Origin of the sequence: Ferrovibrio sp., from assembly GCF_965278975.1 — a bacterium.
In the GTDB taxonomy this organism is placed as follows: Bacteria; Pseudomonadota; Alphaproteobacteria; order Ferrovibrionales; family Ferrovibrionaceae; genus Ferrovibrio.
On record NZ_OZ257126.1, the window covers coordinates 1,826,005 to 1,850,160 of the forward strand.

A 24,156-nucleotide genomic window follows, 5' to 3' on the forward strand; every position below is an offset into this window, starting at 1 on the left:
AGCGATGAGCAAGCCGCAAGCAGGCCATGGCCGGGAAGTGAGCGAGGAAACGCGTGCGGCCATCCGTGAGGGTGTGCGCGGCGTGGTTTCCCGCTTCGACGATGAATACTGGCTCAAGCGCGATGACGATGGCGCATTCCCGCGCGAGTTCCACCGTGCCATGGCGGAAGCCGGGTGGCTCGGGATCACCATGCCGGAAGAGTATGGTGGTGCGGGACTCGGCGTCACCGAGGCCGCGATCATGATGCATGAGGTCGCCAGCCATGGCGGCGGCATGGCAGCAACGTCCTCGGTGCATATCAACCTCTTCGGCCCTCACCCCATCGTGGTTCACGCCACGCCGGAGCAGAAGGCCTCATGGATTCCCGACCTCGTGGCCGGCAAAGCCCAATGCTGCTTTGGGTTCACCGAACCCGATGCTGGCCTCAACACCACGCGTATCCGCACCTTCGCCGAGAAGGTGCCGGGTGGGTATCGCGTACGTGGCCAGAAGGTCTGGACCTCCACCGCCCAGGTGGCGAACAAGATCATGCTGCTGACGCGCACGACGAAGTATGAAGACTGCAAGCGCCCGACCGATGGCATCACCATCTTCTACACCGATCTGGACCGTTCCAAGATCGAGGTGCAGCGGATTCCGAAAATGGGCCGCAAGGCGGTCGATTCCAACGCTATCTTCATCGAGGACTTGTTCATTCCCGACGAGCACCGTATCGGTGCCGAAGGCAAGGGCTTCTCCTATATCCTCGATAGCTTGAATCCTGAACGTGTGCTTATCGCCGTCGAGGCCATCGGCATCGGCCAGGATGCGTTGCGCCGGGCGACCAAGTATGCACGCGAGCGCGTGGTGTTCGACCGCCCTATCGGCCAGAACCAGGGTATCCAGCATCCGCTGGCGGAACGCTGGGCCTATCTCGAATCCGCCTGGCTGATGGCGATGAAAGCGGCCGAACTCTACGATGCCGGCAAGCCATGCGGGGCAGAGGCGAATGCGGCCAAGCTGCTGGGTGCACGCGCCGGCTACGAAGCCTGCGAACGAGCTGTCTTCACCCTTGGCGGCTTCGGCTATGCCAAGGAATACCATGTCGAGCGGCTGTTCCGCGAAGTGATGGTGACGCGCATCGCGCCGATCACCGAGCAGCTCATTCTCTCGTTCATCGCCGAGAAAGTTCTCGACCTGCCGAAATCCTATTGAGGAGAGTGCAATGACCGCCAGTATGCAGGGCAAGGTCGTTCTGGTGACGGGAGCCGGCCGTGGCGTAGGGCGCGGCGTGGCGCTGGCAATGGCCCAGGCCGGAGCCTCGGTGGTCGTCAACGACCTGGGCGTTTCGCTGAAAGGCGACGACGCCGCCAGCCTGTCGCCGGCGCAGGAAGTGGTGGCCGAGATCGAGGCATTCGGCGGCCAGGCTGTTGCCGATGGCCATAGCGTGGCCGATTGGCATGGCGCCCACGCCATGGTGCAGTCGGCGCTCGATAATTTCGGGCGCATCGATGCCGTTGTGAACAACGCGGGCAATCTGCGCGATGTGCTGTTCCACAAGATGACGGAAGAGGATTTCGATGCGGTGATCGGCGTGCATCTCAAGGGCACGTTCAATGTCAGCCGCGCTGCTGCACCGCATTTCAAGCAGCAGGCCTCGGGTGCCTATGTGCATATGAGCTCGACCAGCGGCCTGATCGGAAATATGGGGCAGGCGAACTACGCCGCGGCCAAACTTGGCATCGCCGCCATGTCGAAGGCCATCGCCATCGATATGGCCCGCTTCAATGTGCGCTCCAATGCCGTGGCGCCCTTTGCCTGGACCCGCATGGTGGGATCGATCCCGGATGAGACACCGGAGCAGAAGAAGCGGGTCGAGGGCCTGAAGAAGCTCGTGCCCGAGAAAGTCGCGCCGCTCTGCGTCGCCCTCTGTTCTGAGGCTGGCGCCAAGGTCACCGGCCAGGTATTCGGCGCCCGCAACAATGAGATTTTCTTGTTCTCGCAGGCGCGGCCGTTGCGCACGGCCCATACCGCCGAAGGCTGGACACCGGATGCGATTGCCGAGCGGGTATTTCCGCAATTCGCCAATGACTTCTATCCGCTGCACAAGTCGGGCGATGTCTTTACCTGGGATCCGGTGTGACGATTGCTTTCGATCCAAAGCGCCTGCTCGGCTGGTGCTTCGACGACAAGCCGCATCAGTATGAATCGCGCGATGCCATCCTTTATGCGCTGGGTGTCGGCCTGCCGTTTGTATCGGGCGACACTGAGGATCTGAGCTTCCTGCTGGAAGATCGCCTGCGCGTGCTGCCGACCTATGCGGTGACGCTGGCAAGCCCCGGCATGTGGGTGAAGGCACCTGAACTCGGCATCGACTGGCCCAAGCTGCTGCATGTGGAGCAGTCCGCGCGTTTTGCCGTGCCGCTGCCGCCGCAAGCCAAGGTGGTCGGGCGAGCCAGAATCAAATCTTTGCATGACCGCGGCGCTGTTAAAGGCGCGGTCTGTGTCGTGGAGCGTCAGATATGCGACGCTGCCGATGGCACGCTGTATTGCACCATAGAGCAGACCTTGCTGCTACGCGGCAATGGTGGTTTCGGCGGCGAAGAGCCGCCAGATGCGCGAAAGCCGGAGCCATTTGCGCGTGCACCGGACCTGGAGGAAACAGTCGCGGTATCGGAACGGTCGGCGCTGATCTATCGCCTGTCTGGCGACGTCAATCCGCTGCATGCCGACTACGCCGTTGCCCGCCGTGCCGGTTTTGATCGGCCGATTCTGCATGGCCTGGCTTCCTATGGCCTGGCGGGCGCGCTGATCCTGCTGCGTTTCTGCGATGGCCGGCCCGAGCGGATGCAGGCTTTGCGCGTCCGTTTCGCGGGTGTGGTTTTCCCGGGGGATGCCGTCCGCTTCCGCTGCTGGAAAACGGCTTCAGGCGTGAGCTTCGATGCCTATGTCGGAGATCGCAAGGTACTTGATCAGGGCATGGCCGAGATCAGCTGAAATTCAGGCCGCCGCCATTTTGGTGATTCCAGCACTGCCGACGCTGTCGAGCAAGGCGAACGGCCCGCCGAGATACGCTGGAAAGCCCAGATCGCTGACAATGGCGAAGTCTGCTGCTTGCTGGTCGGCAAGCGAAAGACCGGTCCGGTAAGGCGCCGCGGCAATGGCGGCGGCAGCCAGTAGCCGTGCACCGGTGCGCTGCCAGTCAGTGGTGGGTGCTTCGACCCACAAGCCCGTGGCGGCGATACCTTTCACCTCGGGCAATGCGGCCTGAGGCAGGGCAGTGGCGCTACCATGCTGCGGGAGCGGGCGAGTGAAGCCCGCCGCGATGCGATGCTGTTCCGCTTGTTCGCGGCCCGCCGCTGCCGCCACAGCCGCAAGGGCGTCAGCGACATCTTTGAACAAAGGTGCGAAGGCGGGCGGCAGCGTGCCGGTCTTCTGCTGCTTGGCGTAGGTTTGCTTGCCCAGAAACAGCGTGCGGATCATGTCGCGCGGCTCGGGCCTTTTGATCAGTTCGGCGAATATGTCGATCTCGATCGATACAGCCTGGTCCATCACTGCCAGCAAGCCATGCTCGACACAATCGAGGATGGCCGTGATGGCGGGATAGTGGCCCCTGGTATCGGCCATTCGTGTCGCGCGCAAAGCTGTCACCTTGCGCTGTATCTCGGCGGCATCAGGCTGGCGCCAGTTCAAGCGATCCCAGGGCTGCACCGGTTCGGGCGCGGATTGCAGCCAAGCCAGTGCCGCCTTGATCTCTTCGCCGACCGGCACCACCAGATCCGCTGCACCGGCTTGCACGGCTTGAGCAGCGGAAAGCCGCGCGCCATCCAGCAGAATCGGCCATGCAGCATCGATACCGACCAGACGCGGCATGCGCTGTGTGCCGCCAGCACCAGGGAAAAGCCCAACCAGCGATTCCGGCAAGCCCAGCGCGGTGTTGGCGTTGTTGGTCATGACGCGATAGTGCCCGGCCATGGCAAATTCACAGCCGCCGCCCAGCGCCAGGCCATGGATCGCCACGGCTATCGGCACGCCGGCGGTCTCGAGTTTGCGGAACGCGCGGCCGATAGGGGCGAAATGCTCACGCGCCACTTGGCTGCGCTGTTGCTCCGGCGCGGCCACGATCATGGCATAGGCTTCCGCCAGTTCGCCGAGATCGGCGCCGGCGCAGAAGGCCGTGGTCTTGCCCGACGAGATCAACAGGCCGCTCAGGCCGCTGGAGGGCAGCCAATCGGCGATCGCTTCGGACTCATGGATCGCGGCATTGGAAAAGACATTCATGCTGCGGCCGGGCATGTCGAAAATCAGGTGACCGATGCCGTCGGCGATGGTTTCGAGGCGGAATTCCTTCAAAGTCGGCGGCGCGCGCATGCTCTGATCCGGTCTTGGGTGAGAGTGGTGATTTATATACGTTATATTATGATGCGCTTGCGTACTAGTATTTTTTCCTCTACCGTTTTCGCAGATGCCGGGGAGGAAACGATGACGAGCATGCAGATGCAGAGCCTGACTTGCACGATTGACGACGGCTTGGCCGAAGTCACCCTGAACCAACCCGACCGCGGTAACCCCATCGACGGTACCTTCGCCCGGGAACTCCGTGATCTTGCCATCAATCTTGGCAACCGAGCAGACGTGAGGGCCGTTCTGCTGCTGGCCAAGGGGCGCTTCTTCAGTGTTGGCGGCGATATCAAGAGCTTCGTCACAGATCGCGCTGCGTTGCCGGGCATCGTCAAGACCTGGACGGCCGACCTGCATTCGGCGATCTCACGCCTCCAGCGCATGAATGCACCAGTGGTTACTGCTGTGCATGGCGATGTCGCCGGCGGTAGCGTGTCGCTGGTCGCCTTCTCCGACATCGTGATCGCCGCGGAACAGGCCAAGTTCACGGCTGCCTTTCCCATGATCGGCTTCAATGCCGATAGCGGTTCTACGCTGTCGCTTTCCGCCCGCATGGGTTATGCGCGTGCCAAGCGCTTCCTGATGCTTTCGGAAACCCTGACAGCCCGGCAGGCGGAAGCCACCGGTTTGGTCGATATCGTGGTGGATGCGGCGGCGACGCAGAACGAAGCGCGTGAGATCGCGCGCAAGCTCGCCAGCGGGCCGACGCTGGCCTATGGCGCCATCAAGCGGACGATGCTGACGGCGCGCATCCTTGGCCTTGAAGCGCAGATGGAAGAAGAAGCCCAGAGCCTGGCGGCGAATTCGGGCACCAATGATGCATGGGAAGGGCTTAACGCGTTCGTTGCGCGCCGCAAACCAAAATTCACGGGACAATAAATTCAATCGACATAGCGCGGTTCATCCTCCCACTAGGGCCGCGATCACCTAGCCCGGCAGCGCTTCGGCGTGGCCGGGCTATTTTTCAAAAACCAATGCTCTATTCTTGAGTATGATTTCCGCCTCGAAAATCATCGAGGCGGGCGATTAAAATTTTCTAAGTACCTGTAGAAAATTTCCAGATGGGTCACGCAAGGTGGTGATTTCGCCATAGCTGCCGGCAGGGCGGACATTCAGCACTGTACCGCCATGCTCGGTGATGGCGGCATCCACCTCGTCGGCTTCTAGGCAGACCACCGCCCCCTTCGCACCGGCCGCCCCTTCTTCAGCCGATGCCAAGGCAAGACGGTTGCCCGCCTTGCAGGTCAGCTCAGCCCATTTACTGCCATCGCGAAACTTCAGTTTCAGACCCAAGGCGTTCTGATAGAAGTTCAGCGCGGCGTCCATGTCCTGAACGATGTAGTATGGATAGGTCAGCTTGGCGTCCAATTGCGCCTCCTTCAATCGGTTCGACTGGTTTGGGACCACGGCAAATGCAAGCCGGCACGGTTGCATTCCGTTGCAACAACTCGGCCTGTCGAAGACAGCGTGATGAACAGCGTTCTGAAATCCACGCCACCGAAGCAAGGATTGGTTACCACTGGATCCGGCGTCACGATCTGGCCCAGCCATTTTCCTGTCGGCGAGATGATCTCAATGGTGCCGGCGGGCACGCTGGCCACATAGATGTTGCCCTCCGCATCGAGGCAAAGGGAATCGAGCATGGCAAAGCACGGTGAAGCCCACAGCATGCGACCGCGCTGCCAAGTAGGCCTCGTGGGCGAGCTGGCCAGTTTGCCCGGGCCCGCCAGGTCGAAAGCCCACAGACGACCGCTGTTCGATTCAGCGACATAGAGGGTTTTCTCATCCGGCGAGAGGCCGATGCCGTTGGGCCCCTCCAGCGGAAAAATCGCTTCTGAGATACGGGATCCGTCGGCCTTGGCATAATAGACCGCACCTCGGTCACGTGTGCGGGCCGCTTGGTGATCCTTGCCCAGATCGGTGAACCAGAAGCCACCATGCGAATCAAAGACGATGTCATTCGGTGCCTTGAGCGGAATGCCGTCGCAACGATCGTATAGTCGTTGGCTTTTGCCGGTCGATAGGTTGACGGAATCGATCCAGCCGCTGCTATAGCCAGGTGGGGGAAAGCCTGGCACTAAGTGACCATCAAAGCGGCGGAACACGGCGCCGCCATTGTTGCATACCACACAGCGACCGTCTGGCCCGAGTGCTGCCCCATTGGGACCACCGCCAAGATGAGCAATGACCTGAAGCTTACCCCCGCCATGAATGCGTGTAAGCGTGCCACGCGCCATTTCCACCACCAGCAGGCTGCCATCCCCGAGCGCGACGGGGCCTTCCGGGAATTGCAGCCCGGAAGCGCATTCTCGCAACTCGGATGCCGGCATCTGCATTGGTCTAGGGGCCGGTGGGTTTGAAGCGGGGAAGGCTGAGGCCCTCATCCCCTTCTTCCCAGAACAGTGTTACCGACATACCAACATGGATTTCGTCCGGCTTGCAGATCACATTCGAGATCAGCTTGACTGGCCCAAAATCAGGGAATTCGATCAAGGCTACAACATAAGGCACAGCTTGGCTGATGCGTTCGTCGGCCGCGTGATGCACGACCGTGTAGGTGAACACCACGCCGTGCTCCGGTGCCGGCTTCCAGGTTGTCCTGGTGGATTGGCAGCTCCAGCAGATCGGTGTGGGCGGATGCCGTAGCGCGCCGCAATCAGCGCAGGCCTGGAAGCGCAGATCACGTTCCGCGCAGTGTTTCCAGAAACCCTCATCATCAAAGATCGGCAACGGCTTGAAAACGTCTTTTGGCAAGTATGTCATCATGACACTCCCAGGATCATTCCGGTGGTGGGTGAAACCCCGAGGCCGCCAGTAACCAGGCAAAGCTCTGCATCCTTTACCTGGGACGTAGAGGTGCCGCGGAGCTGACGCACCCCTTCCAGGATATGGGTGAAGCCATGGATATAGGCTTCGGACAGATTGCCGCCTGCGGTGTTGATCGGCAGGCTGCCGCCTTGCCAGCGGATGTTGCCGTCGGCAACGAAATTGCCGCCTTCGCCGCGTGGGCAGAAGCCGTAATCCTCCAGCGCTATGATCACCATGCCTGAGAAATGATCGTAGATCTGCGCCACGTCGATATCGCTGGGGCCGACACCAGCACGACCATACAGGTCTTGCGCAAGTGCGACGCTGTTGGTGGTGGTATACGTCTCGTTCGGCATGTTGTGGCTGCCGAGCGGGCCGCTACCCCAGCCGGCACCGCTGCCCTGGGCCGCCGCCAGGATGTCGACCGGTTTCTGGCGCAGGTCGCGCGCGCGTTCGCGCGACGTCACTACCACCGCGCAGCCACCATCGCTTTCAAGGCAGCAATCATACAGCCGCAGTGGATCGGCGATCATGCGGGCCGCGAAATACTGTTCCTTGCTCAAGGTCTTGCCATGCATCACGGCGCGCGGATTGCGATTGGCATTCAGCCGGCCGGAAAGCGCGATCTCGGCCATATGCTCGCTCTTGGTGCCATAGAGATACATATGGCGGCGCACCATCATGGCCAGCATCTGCGCCGGTGCGAGCAAGCCGAACGGGAAAGTCCAGTTGTTATGCGTGCGCGCCGTATTGGCTCTGCCGAAGCGGCGGCTCTGGCCCTGGCAGAGGCCGCGATAGGCCACCACCGTATCCGCCTGGCCCGATTGGACCGCAGCCACGGCGAGGGCTACCGCGCCGCAGGAACCGCCGCCGCCGCCGCCCCATACCATGCCGGTATAGCGCAGGTTCGGCACGCCGAGCGCCACCTGCATCAAGTTTGCGTCGTTGGCATCATTTGAGAAAGAAGTGAAGCCGTCTACATCCTGTGGCGTGAGCCCGGCATCGTTCAAGGCATTCCTGATTGCCTCGGCGGCGATCTGGAACTGGCTCTTCTCGGTGATGCCGCCCCAGCGGGTATACTCGGTCTCGCCGATCCCGACGATCGCGGTGGGAGATGCAGAACCAGTCATGAGCGCCGGCCTCCGGCAGCGGTGGCGACAAGCCCGGCCTCGCGATCACGGAAATCGCCCACCACGCCTTCCTCGCGGATAGTGTATTTGCGGATTTTCTGATTCGGCGTCTTCGGTAGTTCGCTGCGGAACTCGATGTAGCGCGGCACCCAGAAGCGCGGCATGTTCTCGTCGAAGAAGGCCCACAGCTCGTCATGCCCCAGGCTCTCGCCGGGCTTGAGCACCACCACGGCTTTGAGATCGTCTTCGCCCAGCGGGCTCGGCACGGCAACCACGGCGCATTCCAGCACCTTGGCATGCCGGTTGATCACCGTTTCCACTTCGTAGGACGAGATATTCTCGCCGCGGCGCCGCATGGCGTCTTTCTTGCGGTCGACGAAGTACATGTAGCCGTCTTCGTCGAACTTGCCGGCATCGCCGGTATGGAACCAAAGATTGCGGAACGCCTTATTGGTTTCCGCCGGCATGTTGTAATACTCGGTCATCATCACATAGGGCAGCCTAGGGCGCACAACGATCTCGCCCGCCACACCGGGTGGGCATTCGTTGTCGTTGTCGTCCACGATGCGGACTTCGAACGTATCGGTATTCACCTTGCCGCAGGAACCATGCCGGGGCTCCTCGCCATAGGGCGTGAGGGTAACGCAGCCGGTTTCGGTCTGACCATAGGTGTTGACCAGCCGGCAGCCATTGAAGCGCGCCTCGAAGGCCTTGTTGTGCTGGGTGACAACAAAGCGTTTCACCGGCACGCGGCTGTCGGACTCGCTTTCCGGCTGCTTCATCAGGATCGGCGGCAGCGTGAATACGCCGAGTGCCACCGTGGCGCCGAATTCATGCACATCCGGCCAGAAGCGATTGGCCGAGAAGCGCTCGAGCAGCATGTATTCAGAGCAAGTGATCAATGCTGGTATCACGCCCATCCAGGTGGCGAGGCAGTGAAACAGCGGCATGCCGCTGTTGTAGATCTTCTCACCCTCCCTGAGCGACAGCGTGCGCACGGTATCGAGCGCGAAGGTGACCGGATGTGCGTTCGGTGCCAGCGCACCCTTGGAAGGGCCGGTGGTGCCTGAGGTGAAGGCGATGGCATGGGGATCGGAATGCATCACCGGAATATTGGGATCCGTGGCCGGCTGGGCATCGATGGCGCTGAAGGGGATATGCGGCGCGGAGGATTTGCCAATGACGATCAGCTTCGGCGCCGAGGGCAGGCGCTCTTTCACATGCTCAACGCGCTCGATGAAGGCTTCGTTGATCACCACGGCGGCGACGTCGGCCTTGCCGAGCTGGTGGGCCAGGATGTCGCCCTTGTACTCGGTGTTGATCGGCACGTAGATCGCGCCGGCCATGGCGCAGCCGAGCCAGGCGAAAACCCATTCCGGTGAATTGTACTGGAAGATCGCCACCCGGCTGCCGGGCGCGATGCCAAGCGATGCCAGCAGGTGAGCGAATTGATTGGCCTTGGCGGCCACCTCACGGAAGGTCCAGCTACTACCCTGAAAATGCAGGAAGGCATGATCGCCCTTGCGGGCCACGGCATTGCGGATCAGGTGGGGGACGGTTCTGTGCTCAAGCGCGAGTTTGCCGTTCATGCGTACTCCTCCAGTGGATTCTTGTTGGCAGTGCTTTTTGTTGGCTGTGAAGCTTGGTCGGATTGGAAGGGGCGGGCCGGCCCATGGTCTGGTCTTGGGTCCGGCCGATTGGGGCTGGCTTGCTGTGAGCCGGCCGTGCCGTGAACGCTCCTCTTTTTGGCTATCGGCTTGAAATCATACCGATGGCGTCAAATATATACCGAATAGTATAATTTTATATTATGAGGCATTCCGCAAGTCAATTCGCTGCTGCGAATTGCGGGGTGGAGAAATACCCTTGGGGCGGGAAGCGGCCGGTTAGCGCTTCTTGTATTGCAGCAGGTTCAGCGCGTATTGCCCGAGCTGCTGGCCGATCTGCTCAGACGTAAGCCTTCCTGGCCGATACCAGCGCAGGGTCCAGCGCGCCATGCTGTAGATCGAGAGAGCAGCGATGCGGGGATGCTCCACCTCGAACACCCCGTCCTTTACGCCCTGTTCGATCAGGGCAGTCAGGTGGTCGTCGAGCCTGCCTTGCAGGGCCTGCACTTCTTCCCGCTTCTCGGAGGACAGGTTCTTTTCTTCCTGCACATAGATGGCGCAGATGGACTGGTAGTCGATATTCACGCGGGTCAGGTATTCCGCGATGCGGAAAACCTTGTCCTCGGGCAGGGCGCGCTGCTCCATAATCTTGTTGATGCCCTCGGCGGTCATCGCCATCAGCCGATCATAAATCTCGACGAGAAGGGCATGTTTGTTGTCGAAATACGAATAGAGGAACGGCTTGGTCACCTGCAGGTTTTCGCAGAGACGGTCCATGGTTGCCGGATGGAAGCCAACCTCGTAGATCAAGGCGATGGCTTCCTCGATGATCTGATTCTTCTTGAACTCGCGGACCTTTTCTTTCATTCGGCCTCCTCGCAATGCACGGGTGCGTATGCCCGGCACCGGCGGCAATCAATCTTTGGCGGGTTTTGCAAGTAAATGGTCAACCTGTCAGTCCGGCTATATGCCGGGTTCTCTTGGGTACTGAAAGGCGAACCATAATATAGTGCAGATACCATGATGTAGGCATTCACCGGAATAGCGAGTAACAGATAAAGAGCGCTTTTTTGCCTTATGCGGCGAGGTTCGCCTGGGGTAGCAGGCCGGCCCACTGCCGCTGCATATAGAGCAGGGGCGCCGAATCGTCCCCAATCGCGATGGCTGCCACTTGGCCGACCAGCAAGGCATGGCTGCTGAATTGCAGGGCGGTTTCCAGGGTACAATCCAGCGATAGCAGGCTGCCGTCGAGCACCGGGGCACCCGTCGCCAGGCTATGCCATTGCCCGGATGCGAAACGCTCTTCCCGCCGATCGGCGGAAGAAAACAGCTGAGCCACCCCGGTTTGCGCGGTAGTCAGAAGATTAACGCAGAAAATGCCGGTTTCCATGAAGATCGGATAGGCGCTGGCGTTGCGGTTCACCGCCACGGCGATCTGCGGCGGATCGGCGGTCAGCGACATGATCGCCGTGGCCGTCAGACCGCAGGGCCGTGCCAGATCTCCCGAGGTAATGATGCCCACGGCCGCAGGAAATTGGCGCATGGCGAGGATGAATTCGTCGGAGCCAGCGATTGGTTGCGGCATGAGCATGGCGTCTCCCTTCAGGAATGGCGTGACCATGAGATATGAGTCAGAAATTATACTGAATAGTATTATTATCAATAGGAAAGACAGACTAAACCCCGTAACTAAGGCGGAAATCTTATATACACCATCTCCGCTGGAGGCATGCGAAGGCACGCAGCGATTGTTGGATGCGGCGGCGCGAACTCCAGTTCTATCAAAATAAGCCATATAAATCATACGACTAAAAGGAGTTGTGTGGCGAATTGGAAGGCGCGCCTTAAGGGAGGGGCGATCCCCAGGGTAACTTTTCTATATTAGTTAGGAATTTACACTGATCAGTATATTATGCTAATCTGAATAGGAGATCAGGGAGGGCGAAGGGCAATGCAAGCTCTGCAGAAGCATAAGAATTCCGTGTGCGCCTGCCGGTATGGCCGGGACATACAGGCTTGGCGGCGGCAGTTTTCGCGCCGTTATCCGGCCCGATGACGGCGCCTGTAATGACGGATGTCATCCTCAAGGCTGAGGGAGTCACGAAGCGTTTCGGCGGCTTCCTGGCCGTGTCCGATGTCGACCTGACGGTCCGTGAGGGGAGCATCCACTCACTTATCGGCCCCAATGGCGCCGGCAAGACGACGTGCTTCAATATTCTGTCCTGTTTCATGGCGCCGACCAGCGGCCGCATCTATTACCGCGGCCAGGATATCACCGGCACGCGACCGGCCAGTGTCGCACGCATGAAACTGGTCCGCTCGTTTCAGATCTCGGCCGTATTTCCACGCTTCACCGCGCTGCAGAATGTCAGGGTTGCCCTGCAGCAGAAGCAGGGCTGGCGCTATGATTTCTGGTCCAGTGACCGCCGCCTGGTGGTGGCGGATGCAGAGGCGCTGGAGTTGCTGCGGCTGGTTGGATTGGAAAGCTATGCCGACGCGCTTGCTTCCGATCTTTCCTATGGCCAGAAGCGCTGCCTCGAATTGGCGACGACGCTGGCGCTCGATCCGGAATTGCTGCTGCTGGATGAGCCGACAGCGGGCATGGGCACCGAAGATATCGACCGCATCACCGAAGTGATCCGCGCCATCGCGGTGAAGCGCACCATTCTGATGGTCGAACACAATCTTTCCGTTGTCGCCGGCCTTTCCGACCACATCTCAGTGCTGGCGCGCGGCTCGATCCTGGCCGAGGGCGATTACCAGACGGTGTCGAAGGACAGGCGGGTGATCGAAGCATATCTGGGGGGCGCCCATGCTTGAGCCGCAGAATAATGCCGGCCTCATGCTGGAAGTCGAAGGCCTGAATGCCTGGTATGGCGAAAGCCACGCGCTGCACGGCTTGAATTTGCGCATCGCGCAGGGACAGGTGGTGACAATGCTGGGGCGCAATGGCGCCGGCAAAACCACGGCGATGCGCTCGATCATGGGGCTGTTGAAAAAGCGCAAAGGAACGATCCGGTTCTGCGGTCAGGACATCATAGAGGCGACGCCACGGGCCATTGCGCGCACCGGCATCGGCTATTGCCCGGAAGATCGAGGCATCTTTGCCAGCCTCACGGTGAAGGAAAACCTGCTGCTGCCGCCGGTGATCCAGGCGGGCGGCTACTCCATGGAAAAGATCTTCACGCTGTTCCCAAACCTGCGCGAGCGGCTCGCCAGCATGGGCGGAAATCTCTCCGGCGGCGAGCAGCAGATGCTGGCGATTGCCCGCATTCTGCGCACGGGATCGCGTCTGCTGCTGCTTGATGAGCCTACCGAGGGCCTGGCGCCAATTATTGTCGAACAGATCGGCCACGCCATCCGACAGCTCAAGCAGGATGGCTACACAATTCTGCTGGTGGAGCAGAATTTCCACTTTGCCGCTTCAATCGCCGACACGCATTTCATCATCGAGGGCGGGCGTACCATCCGCATGATGTCGGCCAGCGAAGTGGCCGCCGAGCGAGATGGCATACACAGATATCTAGGGGTGTAGTATGGATTTCTCGGGTATCTCGTTGCCGATGGTGGCAAGTCTGGCCGTGGTGGGCCTGATCAACGGCACGCTCTATGCGATGCTCAGCATGGGTATCGCCATCGTGTTCGGTATCCTGCGGATCGTCAATTTCGCCAATGGCGCACAGTATATGCTTGGTGCCTTTGGCACCTGGATGGCGTTGAAATATCTCGGTGTGCCCTACTGGGCGGCACTGCTATGCCTGCCCCTCGCGGTCGGCGCCGTCAGCATGCTCATCGAGCGCCTCCTGCTGCGGCAACTCTACGACCTGCACCATCTCTACGGTTTCCTCGCCACTTTCGGCGTCGCGCTGCTGATCGAAGGTGTCTTGCAGCAGCTCTATGGCACCTCCGGACGGCCTTATGAAGTGCCGCAGTCGCTGCAGGGAGCGCTCAATCTCGGTTTCATGTACCTGCCGACTTATCGCGGCTGGGTGCTGGTGCTGGGAATCCTCTCCTGCTTCATCACCTGGTTCGCCATCGAGAAGACCAAGCTCGGCAGTTACCTGCGCGCTTCGGCTCAGAACGCCAAGCTGGTCGAGGCGTTCGGCATCAACGTGCCGATACTGGTGATGGGAACCTATGGCTTCGGAGCGGCCCTGGCAGCCTTGGGTGGTGTACTCGCGGCTCCGCTGTTTCCGGTGGCGCCGCTGATGGGCGGGAACATGGTGATCGTGGTCTTCGCCGTGGTGGTGATCGGCGGCATGGGTTCGATTCCGGGCGCTGCCGTCGCCGGCCTTACCTTGGGTCTGATCGAAGGCCTGACCAACCTGGTCTATCCGCAAGCGGCCAATACCGTCATCTTTCTTGTGATGGCGGCGGTGCTGTTGATACGTCCCAATGGCCTCTTCAGCCGCTCCGGCCCGCTCGCGCGCAGCGGTGAAAATGCCAGCGAGGATCTCGGTTTCAACCAGATTCAATCGAGCGGCGTGAAGCAGGTGATGATCGTGATAGGCGCCATCGCGTTCCTGGCGCTGCTGGTGCTGCCCTTTAATATCTATCCGGTATTCATCACCCATGCCCTGTGCCTGGCGCTGTTTGCCTGTTCGTTCAACATGCTGCTGGGCTATTCCGGCATGCTGTCGTTCGGCCATGCCGCCTATTTCGGCGTGGCCAGCTACGTCACCGGGCTGTTGCTGCGCAACACGGGCCTCACACCGGAAGTGACCATTATTGCCGGCGTGCTGGCAGCCGGACTTACCGGCCTGATCTTCGGCCTCCTGGTGATCCGCCTACATGGCATCTACTTCGCCATGGCGACGCTGGCATTGGCCCAGCTGGTGTATTTCTTTTTCATGCAATGGAAGCCGAGCGGCGGCGAGGAAGGCTTGCAGAATATCCCGCGCGGCAAGCTTTTCGGGATTATCGACCTCACCAGCGAGATCAGTGTCTACTTCCTGGTGCTGATCACCTTCATTGGTGCCATGGGGTTGATGTACCGGATACTGCATTCCCCTTTCGGCCAGGAGATACGGGCAATCCGCGAGAACGAGGCGCGCGCCACATCGCTTGGCATAGATGTTGAGCGCTGCAAGCTGCTGATCTTCGTGCTCTCCGCTGTATTCGCCGGCCTAGCCGGAACGCTGAAAACCCTGGCCATGCAGTTCGTCACGCTCAGCGATGTGCATTGGAGCCTGTCTGGCGCCGCCATCATCATGGCGCTGATCGGTGGTGCCGCCACCTTCATCGGGCCGGCCGTGGGCGCTTTCGTATTGGTTTCCGCCGATACCTGGCTGTCTGGCATCGGCATTTCCCTGCACCTGATCCATGGCGTCATCCTGCTGGCTTGCATCGTGTTCTTCCGAGCCGGCATCACGGGAGGGTTCGAGAAATTCATCGCCGGCTGGCTTGCCAGAAAACACCGCAGCAAGTGATCAGAAGAAGCGGCGACGAAGCAATTGATAGTAGCGGTGCATAATTCCATAACCGGAGGAAACAGATGTTTGCGAAACTGAAGAAGGCGGTTCTGTACGGCCTGGTAATGGCCTTGCCGGCGAGCGTGGCTATGGCACAGGCCTTGAAAATCGGTGTGCTCACCGATATGTCCGGTCCCTATTCGGACACGAATGGCATGGGCTCCGTCATTGCCACGCAGATGGCGGTGGAGCAATTCGGCGGCAGCGTGAACGGCAACAAGATCGAAGTGATCTATGCCGATCATAATAACAAAACCGATATAGCCGCTTCCATCGCCCGCCGTTGGCTCGATGCCGAGGGCGTCGATATGATCATCGATCTGACCAATTCGGCGGTGGCACTTTCGGTCGCGCAGATCGCCAAGGAACGTGATCGAGTGGCGATTCCCACCGGTCCGGCAGTTCTTGATCTGACGAACGAGTCTTGCGCCCCCACCACAGTGCACTGGGCTGTCGACACCTACCTGATGACCGCACCGATCGGCCGCGAGATGGTGGCGACCGGGGCCAAGAATTGGTACATGTACTATATTGACGGTGCGGTGGGCCGCAGCGCAAAAGCCAATATTCAGAAATCCCTGGAAGCGGCAGGCGGCAGGCTGGTGGGTGAGAGCCCGCATCCGGTCGGCCTGCAGGATTTCACCAGCCTTCTGCTGCAGTCGCAGCGGCCGAATGTCGAGGGCCGGGTGTTCTTCACCGCCGGCAATGATCTGATTGCTGCCGTAAGGCAGGCCAACCAGTTCGGCCTCACCAAGCAGAAGATCGCTTCTCTCATCGGTTTTGAGAATGAGCTGAAGGGCATTGGCCCGGCGGCGGCCGAAGGCATTATCTATGTCAATCACTGGTACTGGGATCGTAACGACAACACCCGCGCCTTCTCCAAGAATTGGGCCGATAGGGTGAAGGGCGACCGTGTGCCGGGCTATGGCCAGGCTGGCGCTTATGCGGCCACCCTGCATTACCTGAAGGCTGTTGCTGCAGTGAAGAACAGCAAGAAGGGCAGTGCTGTTGTTGATGAAATGAAGAAGATTCCCATCGATGACGCATTGTTCGGCAAAGGCGAAGTGCGGGCCGATGGTCGCGCATCCTTCCCCGCCTATGTCTGGAAGGCCAAGGGGCCGAGCGAGTCCAAGGGGGGCTGGGATGTGGCGAGCATGGTGCGCGAAGTGCCTGCCGATCAGGCCTGGCAGCCCTTGAGCGAATCCCGCTGCAGCCTAGTCAAGAAGCATTAATCACCATGCCGGTCAGGCAGGCAGCCGTCACGCATGCCTGGCCGGCACCTTTCCAGAAGGTCGATTTTTCCAAGCTCACATTCCACTGATCTGATAGTCGCAGCCCCATGACAGCAAACAAAGTAGCCCAAGCTATCGCCGCTTTTGCCCGTGGTGAGATCCTGGTGGTAACCGACGATGACGACCGCGAAGGTGAAGCGGATCTGGTTGTCGCTGCCTCGCTCTGCACTGCGGAGCAGATGGCGTTCATTGTCCGCCACACTTCAGGCATCGTTTGTGCGCCGATCACACAAGCCCAGGCACGGGAACTGAATCTGGAGCCGATGGTGGCGGTGAATGATTCGCCACATACCACGGCTTTCACCGTGTCGGTGGACTGGCGCAAAGGCGTCACCACAGGCATTTCCGCCAGCGAGCGCAATGCTACATGCCGCGCCCTGGCCGACCCGGCATCACAGGCGGCGGATTTCGTCCGGCCCGGTCATGTCTTTCCGCTGGTGGCACGCGAGGGTGGATTGCTGGTGCGATCCGGCCATACCGAAGCGGCGGTTGATCTCTGCACGCTGGCGGGATTGCCGCCGGTCGGTGTGATCTGCGAGTTGGTGAACGATGACGGCACGGTGATGAAAGGCAATCAGGTTGTCCACTTCGCCGCAACTCATGGCTTGCAGCAGGTAAGCATCGCCAGCCTGATCGCCTGGCGTCAGGATCGCGAAAAACTGGTGCAGCGCATATCCGAGTTCAGCAGCAGCAGTTCAATCGGCGAATTACGTGGTTATGTCTATTCCACTTCATTCGATCCGATCTGCCATGCTGCCTATGTGTACGGTGATATCGGCGATGGCCATAAGGTGCTCACTCGCTTCCACCATCTTTCTCCGCTTAAGGTACTTCCAGGCATGGCCCTGCTGGAAAAGGCCCTGGTCAAGTTTAAAGCCGGTGGTGCGGGCGTGTTGATATGCCTGGGCGAAGGGGGGCAGGGCAGCCCGGCCACACAAAGCCTCTCGAATGATGAGAGACGCCATATGACTTGGCGCCGCATCGGAATCGGCGCCCAGATTCTGCGTGACCTGGGCATCCATTCGATCCGCAATCTCAGCAGCACGCGCCGCACCTATGTCGGGATGGCGGGATTTGGCCTGGAAATCGCCGACAATGAAACGCTGGATTAGACGCCTATTGCACGAAATCCAGCAGCTTGTTCGTGCTGGCCAGCAATGTGCGGCCGATATCATCGAGGTCCGATTTTCCGGTCACCCGGCCGATAATGGCGGCGGTAAGCGTATGTGTGATCCTGCCATCGCGCGATAATACCGGTGCGGTGATCAAGGTCATGCCGGCGGCATAGTTCTCCCGATCAATGGCATAGCCCAGTTTCCTGCAGCGCTGCACATTAGCCAGCCAGTCAGCCTGCTTCGGTAGGCTGGCCCATTTGCCGCTTTTCACTTTCTGGTACACCGCCTTCGGATCGGCTTCGCTGAGCGCGGCATAGCATATGCCGGTGGCGCCCATATATACCGGATACCGGCTGCCAAGCTGGGCGTGAATGCTGATGGTGTTGCGTGGCAACGACACCGCCACCACGAAGCAGCGGTCGCCATCCAGCTTGGTGGCGAAGGCACATATATCATACTTTCGTGCTATGCCGTCCGTTTCCTGTTGCAGGAAGCCAAGCAGTCTATCCTGGCCCATGGCTTTGCTGGCAAAAGTCAGCACGCCGATACCGATTTGGTACCGCTTGGTGCCGGGTTCGAGCACCAGCAGCGATTCGGCCACCAGCACGCGCAGGATATGCAGGCAGGAACTCGGCACGATCTTTAATTCGGAGGAAATCTGCTTCAGCGTCAGCGGCTCATCACTCATCGCCAGCAGGCGCAGAATGGCAATTGTCCGGCTGGCTGCGGGTACCAGCCGCATCGCCGCCGCCTTGGTCGTCGGTGCGTGATCGGCGGCACCGGATTTTGTCGAGGCTGCCTTCATGGCTTCCCAATCCCTTGCTATCTGCCGTCTCAGCCACCGACCTTGCGCTGCCGGTCACCCCAGAATTGCTGGGACAGCAGTCGCTTCTGCACCTTGCCGGTGCTGCCCTTAGGCAGTGCATCCACCAGCAGCAGGCGGCGCGGCTGCTTATAGCCCGCCAGGCATTGCCGGCAATGCGCCTGCACCTGCTCCAGTGTGATTGCCACGCCAGGCGCAGGGGTTATCACGGCGACAATCGCCTCACCCCATTTTTCGTCAGGCGCGCTGACCACCGCCACTTCAGTGACTCCCGGCATCGCCGAAATGGCATTCTCCACTTCGCGCGGATACACGTTGAAACCGCCGGTCACGATCATATCCTTGCGGCGATCGACTATGAAGAGAAACCCGTCATTGTCGAACATGCCGACGTCGCCGGTGCGGATGAAGCCGTCATTCTCCTGGATTTCCTGGCTCGCGGCCGGGTTGCCCCAATAGCCCTTTGATACGGTGGGGCCCCGCGCCAGGATTTCCCCCGTGCTGCCGGGAGGCAAGGGAGTGTTGTCGAGATCGAGGATCTTGATGTCGACACCCGGGAATGCCCGGCCGGCGGAAGCAAAGCGCGGCATGCCTTGCTCGTTGCGCGTATCGATATGATCCTCAGCCGCCAACACTGTGAGCGGCAGCGGAATCTCGCTTGAACCATAATATTGCAGCAAAGCGCCATCGAAAAAGCGTTTGGCTGCTGCCAAGCGCTCGGGCGCTATGGCTGATCCGGCATAGGGAACGATACGGATGCCCGATGTATCGCGCGGGTTGGCATTCAGGTAGTCGGTCAGCATGTTCAACTGTGTGGGCACCACCGGCAGCACCGTGGCGCGATGTTCGGCCACGGCATCGAAAAGCATGGCCGGATCGAACCGGTCGAGTGCGACATTCTCGCCGCCCGCAGCGCTTACCACATGGGCGATCACGCCGCTGAAATGTGACAGCGGTGCCGTATGCAGTGCTACGTCTTCCGGCCGGGCAAGCGGCATGGCGCGCAGAGCATTCAGGATCATTGCCGAGATTGAATACTGCGTATGCATCACGCCCTTGGGCGCGCCGGTAGAGCCGGAAGTATACATGAACCACATGAGTTCGTCTGGCTGGGGCGGCTCATAAACCTGCTCACCTTCGGCAGGCGTGGTGAAGGCGGCGAAATCCTCAAGGCCGGTCGACATGCTGGAATCGAGCATGGTGCGGTTGCCGACGGTGACCACCGGACAGGGCATACGCTGCAGAAAATCCGCACCGGCATCTTGCAGCCAGGCGGCTTCAATGAAGGCATGGGTGGGGCCGGCGTCGGCAACCAGCTGCACCACTTCGCTGGCATGCAGGCGGGTGATGGCGCAGATGCGCACGAAGCCGGCGAGAATCAGTGCGTGTTCAAGCTGAACATATTCGCTGCAATTATTCATGATCAGCAGCACGCGGTCGCCGCGCTTCACTCCGCGCTGCCGCAGATGTGCCCCGATGCGCAGGGCACGCTGCTTCAATTCGCGATAGGTAAACGCTTCTTTGTGGTCACGCAGTGCCGGCCGCTCGGCGTAGTCGTCATAGCTGCGCAGCAGGATGTCGGCGAGCGTGGTCTTGGCGGTTAATTCCATCGGCATTCCCGGTATTCCTCTGTTTTTTTGCCGTTCTGACGGACGGCTTATGTCGATCATCAAAATTGTACTATTAAAATAATATTGTTTTAAGGAAAATTTGTTTGCAAGCCCCGAAAGCATGAATTAAGTGTGCTCCCCGCAAAAGCAGCGGCATCACACGGCGGCTACAGGAGGGGAAATGAATCTGGGCGAATTGCGGCGCTACGAATTTTCCCCGATCGAACAGAGCTATTCGTTCAAGGATGCGATCCTTTACGCCCTGAGCCTGGGCTACGACGGCGCCTGCGACGAGGAGCGCCGGTTTGTAACCGAGAACGACCAATGCGTCGTCCCGACATTCTGCAATGTACTGTGTCATCCGGGGTTCTGGCTGCGCGATGTGCCGCAGCTCGGTTTCGATTGGCGCAGGGTACTGCATGGCGAGCAGATGTTGCGCATTTTGCGGCCGCTGCCGGTTGCCGCAGCTATAAGGGCCCAGCATCGCATTATCGCGGTGGAGGACCGGAAGGAAAAAGGTGCCGTCGTTTACTTGGAGAAAACCATTGAACTGGCAGCGAGCGGTGAGCCATTGGCGACGGCTCGCTGGACGATCTTTGCGCGTGGCGATGGCGGGGCGGGTGGTTTCGGCGCCCTTCCGGTTTCACCCGCCCCCTTGATTGCCGGCGAACCGGAACAGGCAGTGGAGATCGCCATCTCGCCGCGTGCTGCGCTGCTCTATCGCCTGAGCGGCGATATGAACCCGATTCACGCCGACCCTGAAGCTGCGCGCCAGGCCGGGTTCGACCGCCCCATCCTGCATGGTCTCTGCACCATGGGAATAGCCTGCCGTGCGATTCTGCAGGCTTACTGCGGTAGCGATCCTTCCCGTCTCAAATCGATGTTCGTGCGTTTCAGCCAGCCGGTATTCCCCGGCGAGACTGTGCGGGTGGAATTCTTCCGCGAGGATACTGTGCTGCGTTTCCGTGTTCTGGTGCAGGCGCGCCAGGCCATCGTGCTCGATCGCGGCAGCGCCGAAATCGCCTAGGCCGGCACATCATCAATCAACACCATATGAACAAGGGATAGGGCATGACTGAGCGTAACCTGCTTGAAGGAAAAGTAGTTGTGGTAACCGGCGGGGCCGGTGCTATCGGTTCGGAGATCGCCAAGCTGGCTGCCGCCCATGGTGCCAAGGTTGTCGTCAACGATCTTGGCGGCAATGCCGACGGTGGCGGCCGCGATACCGGCCCGGCCGACCGGGTGGTGGCCGAGATTGCCGCTGCGGGCGGCGCAGCGGTGCCGAGCTATCACAGCATCACCAGTTGGGAAGGCGGCCAGGCCATTATCGCCGATGCAATAGACGCGTTCGGCAGAATCGATGCCGTGGTGAACAATGCCGGCATTCTGCGCGACGTGATCTTTCACAAGATGAGCCAGGAAGACTGGCAGGCGGTCGAGTCCGTCAACCTGGCGGGCAGCTTCTATGTGGCGCGCGCCGCTGCAAATCATTTCAAGCTGCAGCATTCCGGTCGTTTCGTGCATATGACATCCACCAGCGGGCTGATCGGCAATCTTGGCCAGGTGAATTACGGCGCGTCGAAAATGGGCGTGGCCGCCATGTCCAAGATGATCGCGATGGATATGCAGCGTTTCGGGGTGACATCGAACGCTATCGCCCCCTTTGCCTATAGCCGACTGATCGGGCAGATTCCGACCAACACGGAAGCCAACCGCAAGCGCGTCGAAGTGCTGAAGACGATGACCGCAGACAAGATCGCGCCGTTCACGGTCAGCCTGCTCACCGATCAGGCCGCGGACGTGACCGGCCAGCTTTTTGCGGTGCGCCGTAATGAGATTTTTCTGATGAGCCAGCCGCGCCCGATCCGCTCAGTGCATGCCTCCGAGGGCTGGACGCCGGAAACCTGCCTTGAGCGCGCGATCCCGGCGTTGCGGGGATCGTTCTATCCGCTGGAAAAATCCTCCGACATCTTCACCTGGGATCCGGTCTGACCCCGCCCGATCTATGTTGACTCGGTGAATCTTGGCGGTACCATATAGTATATATTTATAAGCCATGGTTCCGGTGGCGGTGCTGGAGGCGGGAATGTCGGATTTGGCGAAGCAGGTGGCCGAACTGGTTGCCAGGGAAGCGATTCGTACCGCGGTGGTGCTTTACGCCCAGGCGGTGGACCGGCGCGACTGGGAAGGCATGCGCAATGCCTATCACACGGATGCCTATGATGATCACGGCGATTACAAAGGGGGTGTGGATGGGCTGATCGACTGGGTCAAACACCGGCATGCCACGGTGGAGCAGTCGATGCACTTCCTTGGCAACCAGCATATCCAGATGCTGTCCGCGGATCGTGCGCTGGTCGAAACCTATTGCGTCGTGAATCAGCGCTACGGCCCGGAAGCCATAGAAACAGTGCGGTTATGGCTGGGCGATGGCCATGAGCTGGGGCCGGGCGACCGTATCAGTGCCGATCTCTACTGCCGTTATATCGACCATTTCGAGCAACGCGATGGCGCCTGGCGCATTGCCCGGCGCGTGCTGGTGATGGAAGAGGTGCGGGCCTGCCCGGTGCAGGTGGCGCTGCTGAAGCCGACCTGGGCGCTGGCGCGGCGCGATGCGAAGGACGCCCTCTGGCTGGAACGCCAGTCGGCTGGCTTGCCGGGATTGCGGGCCGGCTAGGACATCCTCTGCCGTATAGGGGCCATCACAAAATTCGATCAGCAAACTGAATAGGCTGTTGCGTAAATATACTGATCAGTATATTATAAAGAAATAGAGTAATAAATTCCTTAGGGAGTCGATGATGAGCGGTGTTACCCCAGCAATAGATTTCTCGTTTCAATTCGGCCCGGTCGGCCCCACCGGTATGCCGGACCATGAACTTTACGGCGAAGCAATCGCCGACGCCAAGCTGGGCCATTCGCTCGGATACTCCACCGGCTGGATGATTGAGCATCATTTTTCCGACTATTACCCAACGCCCAACCCGCTGCTTTTCCTGTCGCATGTTGCCGCTATCTGCCCGGGTCTCGGGCTTGGCACCTCGGTGATGGTACTGCCTTGGTACAATCCGATCCGTTTCGCCGAGGATCTGGCGATGCTGCAGACGCTGGCCGGCAATTCGGAATTACATATCGGCATCGGCCGAGGCACCGCCAAGGCGGAATACACCGCCTTCCAGATTGAAATGGAGACGGCCCGCGATCGTTTTGCCGAATACTACAAGCTGGTGCAGACCGCGCTGGAAGGCGGCTCGTTCACGTATGACGGTAAGATCGTCAAGGTGGTCGATCCGATCAAGCTGCGCCCGGTCCTGGCGCGCAAGAAGCCGAATTTCTACGGCGCCATCGGCAGTGTGGATAGTGCCGAGGTGATGGCGGAGCTTGGCCTGCCGCCCATGGCGATTGCTCAGTTCCCCGATCCGATGCTGCAGGGGATCGTGGAGAAATGGACCGCCAAGAGCAATGCCTGCGGCCTGCCCACCGACCGCCGCCGTCCGATCTTCGCGCAATGCTGGATCGCCGATACCGACGCCGAGGCGCGTGCGCTAGCCAAGGAATATCTGCCCAATTTCTTCCAGATTCAGGTCAAGCACTACCAGAGTGACGAGGATCCATATCGCTGGATCTCCGGCTATGAGCAGTGGAGCAAGATGTTCGCCAATCTCAAGCGGCTGTGCAATCCCGATAATCTGGATGGTTATCTGGATATGAATCTGATCGGCACGGCGGAGACGGTCGAGCGCCGCATCCGGCAGTTGGCCTCGTTTGGGTTCAACGATGTCATCGTTACCAATGCCATTGCGGGCGTGCGCCGCGAATTGCGCCATGAGATGCTGGAGCGCTTCGCCAAGCAGGTGATCCCGCGTTTCGAACGCCGCAAGGCGCCGCTGTCGGCCTCGGCTGCCTGATACAAAAAAAC

Annotated in this window: 23 protein-coding genes; 13 read left to right on the plus strand and 10 right to left on the minus strand. The window is 60.1% G+C overall.

Annotated features, from left to right (window positions below; translation table 11 throughout):
• Window positions 1-4 precede the first annotated feature (4 nt).
• From ACQY7X_RS08915 to ACQY7X_RS08925, 3 genes are read left to right on the plus strand one after another with little or no spacing between them, the layout of a single operon-like run.
• Window positions 5-1,195 (plus strand): acyl-CoA dehydrogenase family protein, encoded by a 1,191-nt coding sequence (locus ACQY7X_RS08915; protein WP_428249553.1) that lies wholly within the window; start codon window positions 5-7, stop codon window positions 1,193-1,195.
• Window positions 1,196-1,205: 10 nt separating this feature from the next.
• On the plus strand, window positions 1,206-2,123 hold the full coding sequence (locus ACQY7X_RS08920; RefSeq protein WP_428249554.1) for an SDR family NAD(P)-dependent oxidoreductase: 918 nt from the start codon (window positions 1,206-1,208) through the stop codon (window positions 2,121-2,123).
• Window positions 2,120-2,977 carry a MaoC/PaaZ C-terminal domain-containing protein gene (locus tag ACQY7X_RS08925; RefSeq protein ID WP_428249555.1) on the plus strand — a complete coding sequence of 286 codons (858 nt, stop codon included), beginning with the start codon at window positions 2,120-2,122 and terminating at the stop codon, window positions 2,975-2,977. The genes ACQY7X_RS08920 and ACQY7X_RS08925 overlap by 4 nt, the downstream gene beginning before the upstream one ends.
• Before the next feature lie 3 nt (window positions 2,978-2,980).
• On the opposite strand, the gene ACQY7X_RS08930 is transcribed toward ACQY7X_RS08925, so the two are convergent.
• Window positions 2,981-4,351 (minus strand): enoyl-CoA hydratase-related protein, encoded by a 1,371-nt coding sequence (locus tag ACQY7X_RS08930; RefSeq protein ID WP_428249556.1) that lies wholly within the window; start codon window positions 4,349-4,351, stop codon window positions 2,981-2,983.
• 111 nt (window positions 4,352-4,462) lie between these two features.
• Here ACQY7X_RS08930 and ACQY7X_RS08935 point away from each other — a divergent pair, with 111 nt between their 5' ends.
• Window positions 4,463-5,260 carry an enoyl-CoA hydratase/isomerase family protein gene (locus tag ACQY7X_RS08935; RefSeq protein WP_428249557.1) on the plus strand — a complete coding sequence of 266 codons (798 nt, stop codon included), beginning with the start codon at window positions 4,463-4,465 and terminating at the stop codon, window positions 5,258-5,260.
• A 147-nt stretch (window positions 5,261-5,407) separates the two neighbouring features.
• Here ACQY7X_RS08935 and ACQY7X_RS08940 read toward each other — a convergent pair whose 3' ends face one another.
• The 7 genes from ACQY7X_RS08940 to ACQY7X_RS08970 form a co-directional block, all read right to left on the minus strand.
• Window positions 5,408-5,749, minus strand: a complete 342-nt coding sequence (locus ACQY7X_RS08940) for a VOC family protein (RefSeq protein WP_428249558.1) — start codon at window positions 5,747-5,749, stop codon at window positions 5,408-5,410.
• Window positions 5,750-5,760: 11 nt separating this feature from the next.
• Window positions 5,761-6,717: an SMP-30/gluconolactonase/LRE family protein gene (locus ACQY7X_RS08945; protein WP_428249559.1), complete on the minus strand. Its 957-nt coding sequence runs from the start codon at window positions 6,715-6,717 to the stop codon at window positions 5,761-5,763.
• 4 nt (window positions 6,718-6,721) lie between these two features.
• The gene (locus tag ACQY7X_RS08950; RefSeq protein WP_428249560.1) at window positions 6,722-7,147 is read right to left on the minus strand and encodes a Zn-ribbon domain-containing OB-fold protein; all 426 of its coding nucleotides are present in this window, start codon (window positions 7,145-7,147) and stop codon (window positions 6,722-6,724) included.
• The gene (locus tag ACQY7X_RS08955) at window positions 7,144-8,319 is read right to left on the minus strand and encodes a thiolase C-terminal domain-containing protein (protein ID WP_428249561.1); all 1,176 of its coding nucleotides are present in this window, start codon (window positions 8,317-8,319) and stop codon (window positions 7,144-7,146) included. Before ACQY7X_RS08955 ends, ACQY7X_RS08950 begins: the two co-directional genes overlap by 4 nt.
• Window positions 8,316-9,908 carry an AMP-binding protein gene (locus ACQY7X_RS08960; RefSeq protein ID WP_428249562.1) on the minus strand — a complete coding sequence of 531 codons (1,593 nt, stop codon included), beginning with the start codon at window positions 9,906-9,908 and terminating at the stop codon, window positions 8,316-8,318. The genes ACQY7X_RS08955 and ACQY7X_RS08960 overlap by 4 nt, the downstream gene beginning before the upstream one ends.
• A gap of 297 nt (window positions 9,909-10,205) precedes the next feature.
• Window positions 10,206-10,793: a TetR/AcrR family transcriptional regulator gene (locus tag ACQY7X_RS08965; RefSeq protein WP_428249563.1), complete on the minus strand. Its 588-nt coding sequence runs from the start codon at window positions 10,791-10,793 to the stop codon at window positions 10,206-10,208.
• A 208-nt stretch (window positions 10,794-11,001) separates the two neighbouring features.
• Window positions 11,002-11,517 carry a flavin reductase family protein gene (locus ACQY7X_RS08970; RefSeq protein ID WP_428249564.1) on the minus strand — a complete coding sequence of 172 codons (516 nt, stop codon included), beginning with the start codon at window positions 11,515-11,517 and terminating at the stop codon, window positions 11,002-11,004.
• Between the two features lie 476 nt (window positions 11,518-11,993).
• Here ACQY7X_RS08970 and ACQY7X_RS08975 point away from each other — a divergent pair, with 476 nt between their 5' ends.
• From ACQY7X_RS08975 to ribB, 5 genes are all read left to right on the plus strand, one after another.
• Window positions 11,994-12,746 (plus strand): ABC transporter ATP-binding protein, encoded by a 753-nt coding sequence (locus ACQY7X_RS08975; protein ID WP_428249565.1) that lies wholly within the window; start codon window positions 11,994-11,996, stop codon window positions 12,744-12,746.
• Between the two features lie 22 nt (window positions 12,747-12,768).
• On the plus strand, window positions 12,769-13,461 hold the full coding sequence (locus ACQY7X_RS08980; RefSeq protein WP_428249566.1) for an ABC transporter ATP-binding protein: 693 nt from the start codon (window positions 12,769-12,771) through the stop codon (window positions 13,459-13,461).
• 1 nt (window position 13,462) lies between these two features.
• Entirely contained in the window at window positions 13,463-15,355 is a 1,893-nt protein-coding gene (locus ACQY7X_RS08985) for an ABC transporter permease (protein WP_428249567.1), read from the plus strand.
• Between the two features lie 65 nt (window positions 15,356-15,420).
• Window positions 15,421-16,629, plus strand: coding sequence for an ABC transporter substrate-binding protein (locus ACQY7X_RS08990; protein WP_428249568.1), 1,209 nt, complete (start codon window positions 15,421-15,423; stop codon window positions 16,627-16,629).
• Between the two features lie 107 nt (window positions 16,630-16,736).
• Window positions 16,737-17,801: a 3,4-dihydroxy-2-butanone-4-phosphate synthase gene (gene ribB, locus ACQY7X_RS08995; protein ID WP_428249569.1), complete on the plus strand. Its 1,065-nt coding sequence runs from the start codon at window positions 16,737-16,739 to the stop codon at window positions 17,799-17,801.
• 4 nt (window positions 17,802-17,805) lie between these two features.
• On the opposite strand, the gene ACQY7X_RS09000 is transcribed toward ribB, so the two are convergent.
• The gene (locus ACQY7X_RS09000; RefSeq protein ID WP_428249570.1) at window positions 17,806-18,609 is read right to left on the minus strand and encodes an IclR family transcriptional regulator; all 804 of its coding nucleotides are present in this window, start codon (window positions 18,607-18,609) and stop codon (window positions 17,806-17,808) included.
• A gap of 29 nt (window positions 18,610-18,638) precedes the next feature.
• Complete coding sequence (locus ACQY7X_RS09005; protein WP_428249571.1) at window positions 18,639-20,360, minus strand: class I adenylate-forming enzyme family protein; 1,722 nt, start codon at window positions 20,358-20,360, stop codon at window positions 18,639-18,641.
• Between the two features lie 58 nt (window positions 20,361-20,418).
• Between ACQY7X_RS09005 and ACQY7X_RS09010 the strand changes: the two genes are divergently transcribed.
• From ACQY7X_RS09010 to ACQY7X_RS09025, 4 genes are all read left to right on the plus strand, one after another.
• Window positions 20,419-21,264, plus strand: coding sequence for a MaoC/PaaZ C-terminal domain-containing protein (locus ACQY7X_RS09010; protein WP_428249572.1), 846 nt, complete (start codon window positions 20,419-20,421; stop codon window positions 21,262-21,264).
• A gap of 44 nt (window positions 21,265-21,308) precedes the next feature.
• Window positions 21,309-22,229 (plus strand): SDR family NAD(P)-dependent oxidoreductase, encoded by a 921-nt coding sequence (locus ACQY7X_RS09015; protein ID WP_428249573.1) that lies wholly within the window; start codon window positions 21,309-21,311, stop codon window positions 22,227-22,229.
• A 94-nt stretch (window positions 22,230-22,323) separates the two neighbouring features.
• Entirely contained in the window at window positions 22,324-22,914 is a 591-nt protein-coding gene (locus tag ACQY7X_RS09020; protein ID WP_428249574.1) for a nuclear transport factor 2 family protein, read from the plus strand.
• A gap of 124 nt (window positions 22,915-23,038) precedes the next feature.
• Window positions 23,039-24,145, plus strand: coding sequence for an LLM class flavin-dependent oxidoreductase (locus ACQY7X_RS09025; RefSeq protein WP_428249575.1), 1,107 nt, complete (start codon window positions 23,039-23,041; stop codon window positions 24,143-24,145).
• Window positions 24,146-24,156: the final 11 nt, after the last annotated feature.

Bases quoted from the DNA above. Each gene is read 5' to 3' on its own strand.
- ACQY7X_RS08915 (WP_428249553.1), top strand. From the start codon at position 5: ATGAGCAAGCCGCAAGCAGGCCATGGCCGGGAAGTGAGCGAGGAAACG.
- ACQY7X_RS08920 (WP_428249554.1), top strand. From the start codon at position 1,206: ATGACCGCCAGTATGCAGGGCAAGGTCGTTCTGGTGACGGGAGCCGGC.
- ACQY7X_RS08930 (WP_428249556.1), bottom strand. From the start codon at position 4,351: ATGCGCGCGCCGCCGACTTTGAAGGAATTCCGCCTCGAAACCATCGCC.
- ACQY7X_RS08935 (WP_428249557.1), top strand. From the start codon at position 4,463: ATGACGAGCATGCAGATGCAGAGCCTGACTTGCACGATTGACGACGGC.
- ACQY7X_RS08945 (WP_428249559.1), bottom strand. From the start codon at position 6,717: ATGCAGATGCCGGCATCCGAGTTGCGAGAATGCGCTTCCGGGCTGCAA.
- ACQY7X_RS08950 (WP_428249560.1), bottom strand. From the start codon at position 7,147: ATGATGACATACTTGCCAAAAGACGTTTTCAAGCCGTTGCCGATCTTT.
- ACQY7X_RS08955 (WP_428249561.1), bottom strand. From the start codon at position 8,319: ATGACTGGTTCTGCATCTCCCACCGCGATCGTCGGGATCGGCGAGACC.
- ACQY7X_RS08960 (WP_428249562.1), bottom strand. From the start codon at position 9,908: ATGAACGGCAAACTCGCGCTTGAGCACAGAACCGTCCCCCACCTGATC.
- ACQY7X_RS08965 (WP_428249563.1), bottom strand. From the start codon at position 10,793: ATGAAAGAAAAGGTCCGCGAGTTCAAGAAGAATCAGATCATCGAGGAA.
- ACQY7X_RS08970 (WP_428249564.1), bottom strand. From the start codon at position 11,517: ATGCTCATGCCGCAACCAATCGCTGGCTCCGACGAATTCATCCTCGCC.
- ACQY7X_RS08975 (WP_428249565.1), top strand. From the start codon at position 11,994: ATGACGGATGTCATCCTCAAGGCTGAGGGAGTCACGAAGCGTTTCGGC.
- ACQY7X_RS08980 (WP_428249566.1), top strand. From the start codon at position 12,769: ATGCTGGAAGTCGAAGGCCTGAATGCCTGGTATGGCGAAAGCCACGCG.
- ACQY7X_RS08985 (WP_428249567.1), top strand. From the start codon at position 13,463: ATGGATTTCTCGGGTATCTCGTTGCCGATGGTGGCAAGTCTGGCCGTG.
- ACQY7X_RS08990 (WP_428249568.1), top strand. From the start codon at position 15,421: ATGTTTGCGAAACTGAAGAAGGCGGTTCTGTACGGCCTGGTAATGGCC.
- ribB (WP_428249569.1), top strand. From the start codon at position 16,737: ATGACAGCAAACAAAGTAGCCCAAGCTATCGCCGCTTTTGCCCGTGGT.
- ACQY7X_RS09000 (WP_428249570.1), bottom strand. From the start codon at position 18,609: ATGAAGGCAGCCTCGACAAAATCCGGTGCCGCCGATCACGCACCGACG.
- ACQY7X_RS09005 (WP_428249571.1), bottom strand. From the start codon at position 20,360: ATGCTTTCGGGGCTTGCAAACAAATTTTCCTTAAAACAATATTATTTT.
- ACQY7X_RS09010 (WP_428249572.1), top strand. From the start codon at position 20,419: ATGAATCTGGGCGAATTGCGGCGCTACGAATTTTCCCCGATCGAACAG.
- ACQY7X_RS09015 (WP_428249573.1), top strand. From the start codon at position 21,309: ATGACTGAGCGTAACCTGCTTGAAGGAAAAGTAGTTGTGGTAACCGGC.
- ACQY7X_RS09020 (WP_428249574.1), top strand. From the start codon at position 22,324: ATGTCGGATTTGGCGAAGCAGGTGGCCGAACTGGTTGCCAGGGAAGCG.
- ACQY7X_RS09025 (WP_428249575.1), top strand. From the start codon at position 23,039: ATGAGCGGTGTTACCCCAGCAATAGATTTCTCGTTTCAATTCGGCCCG.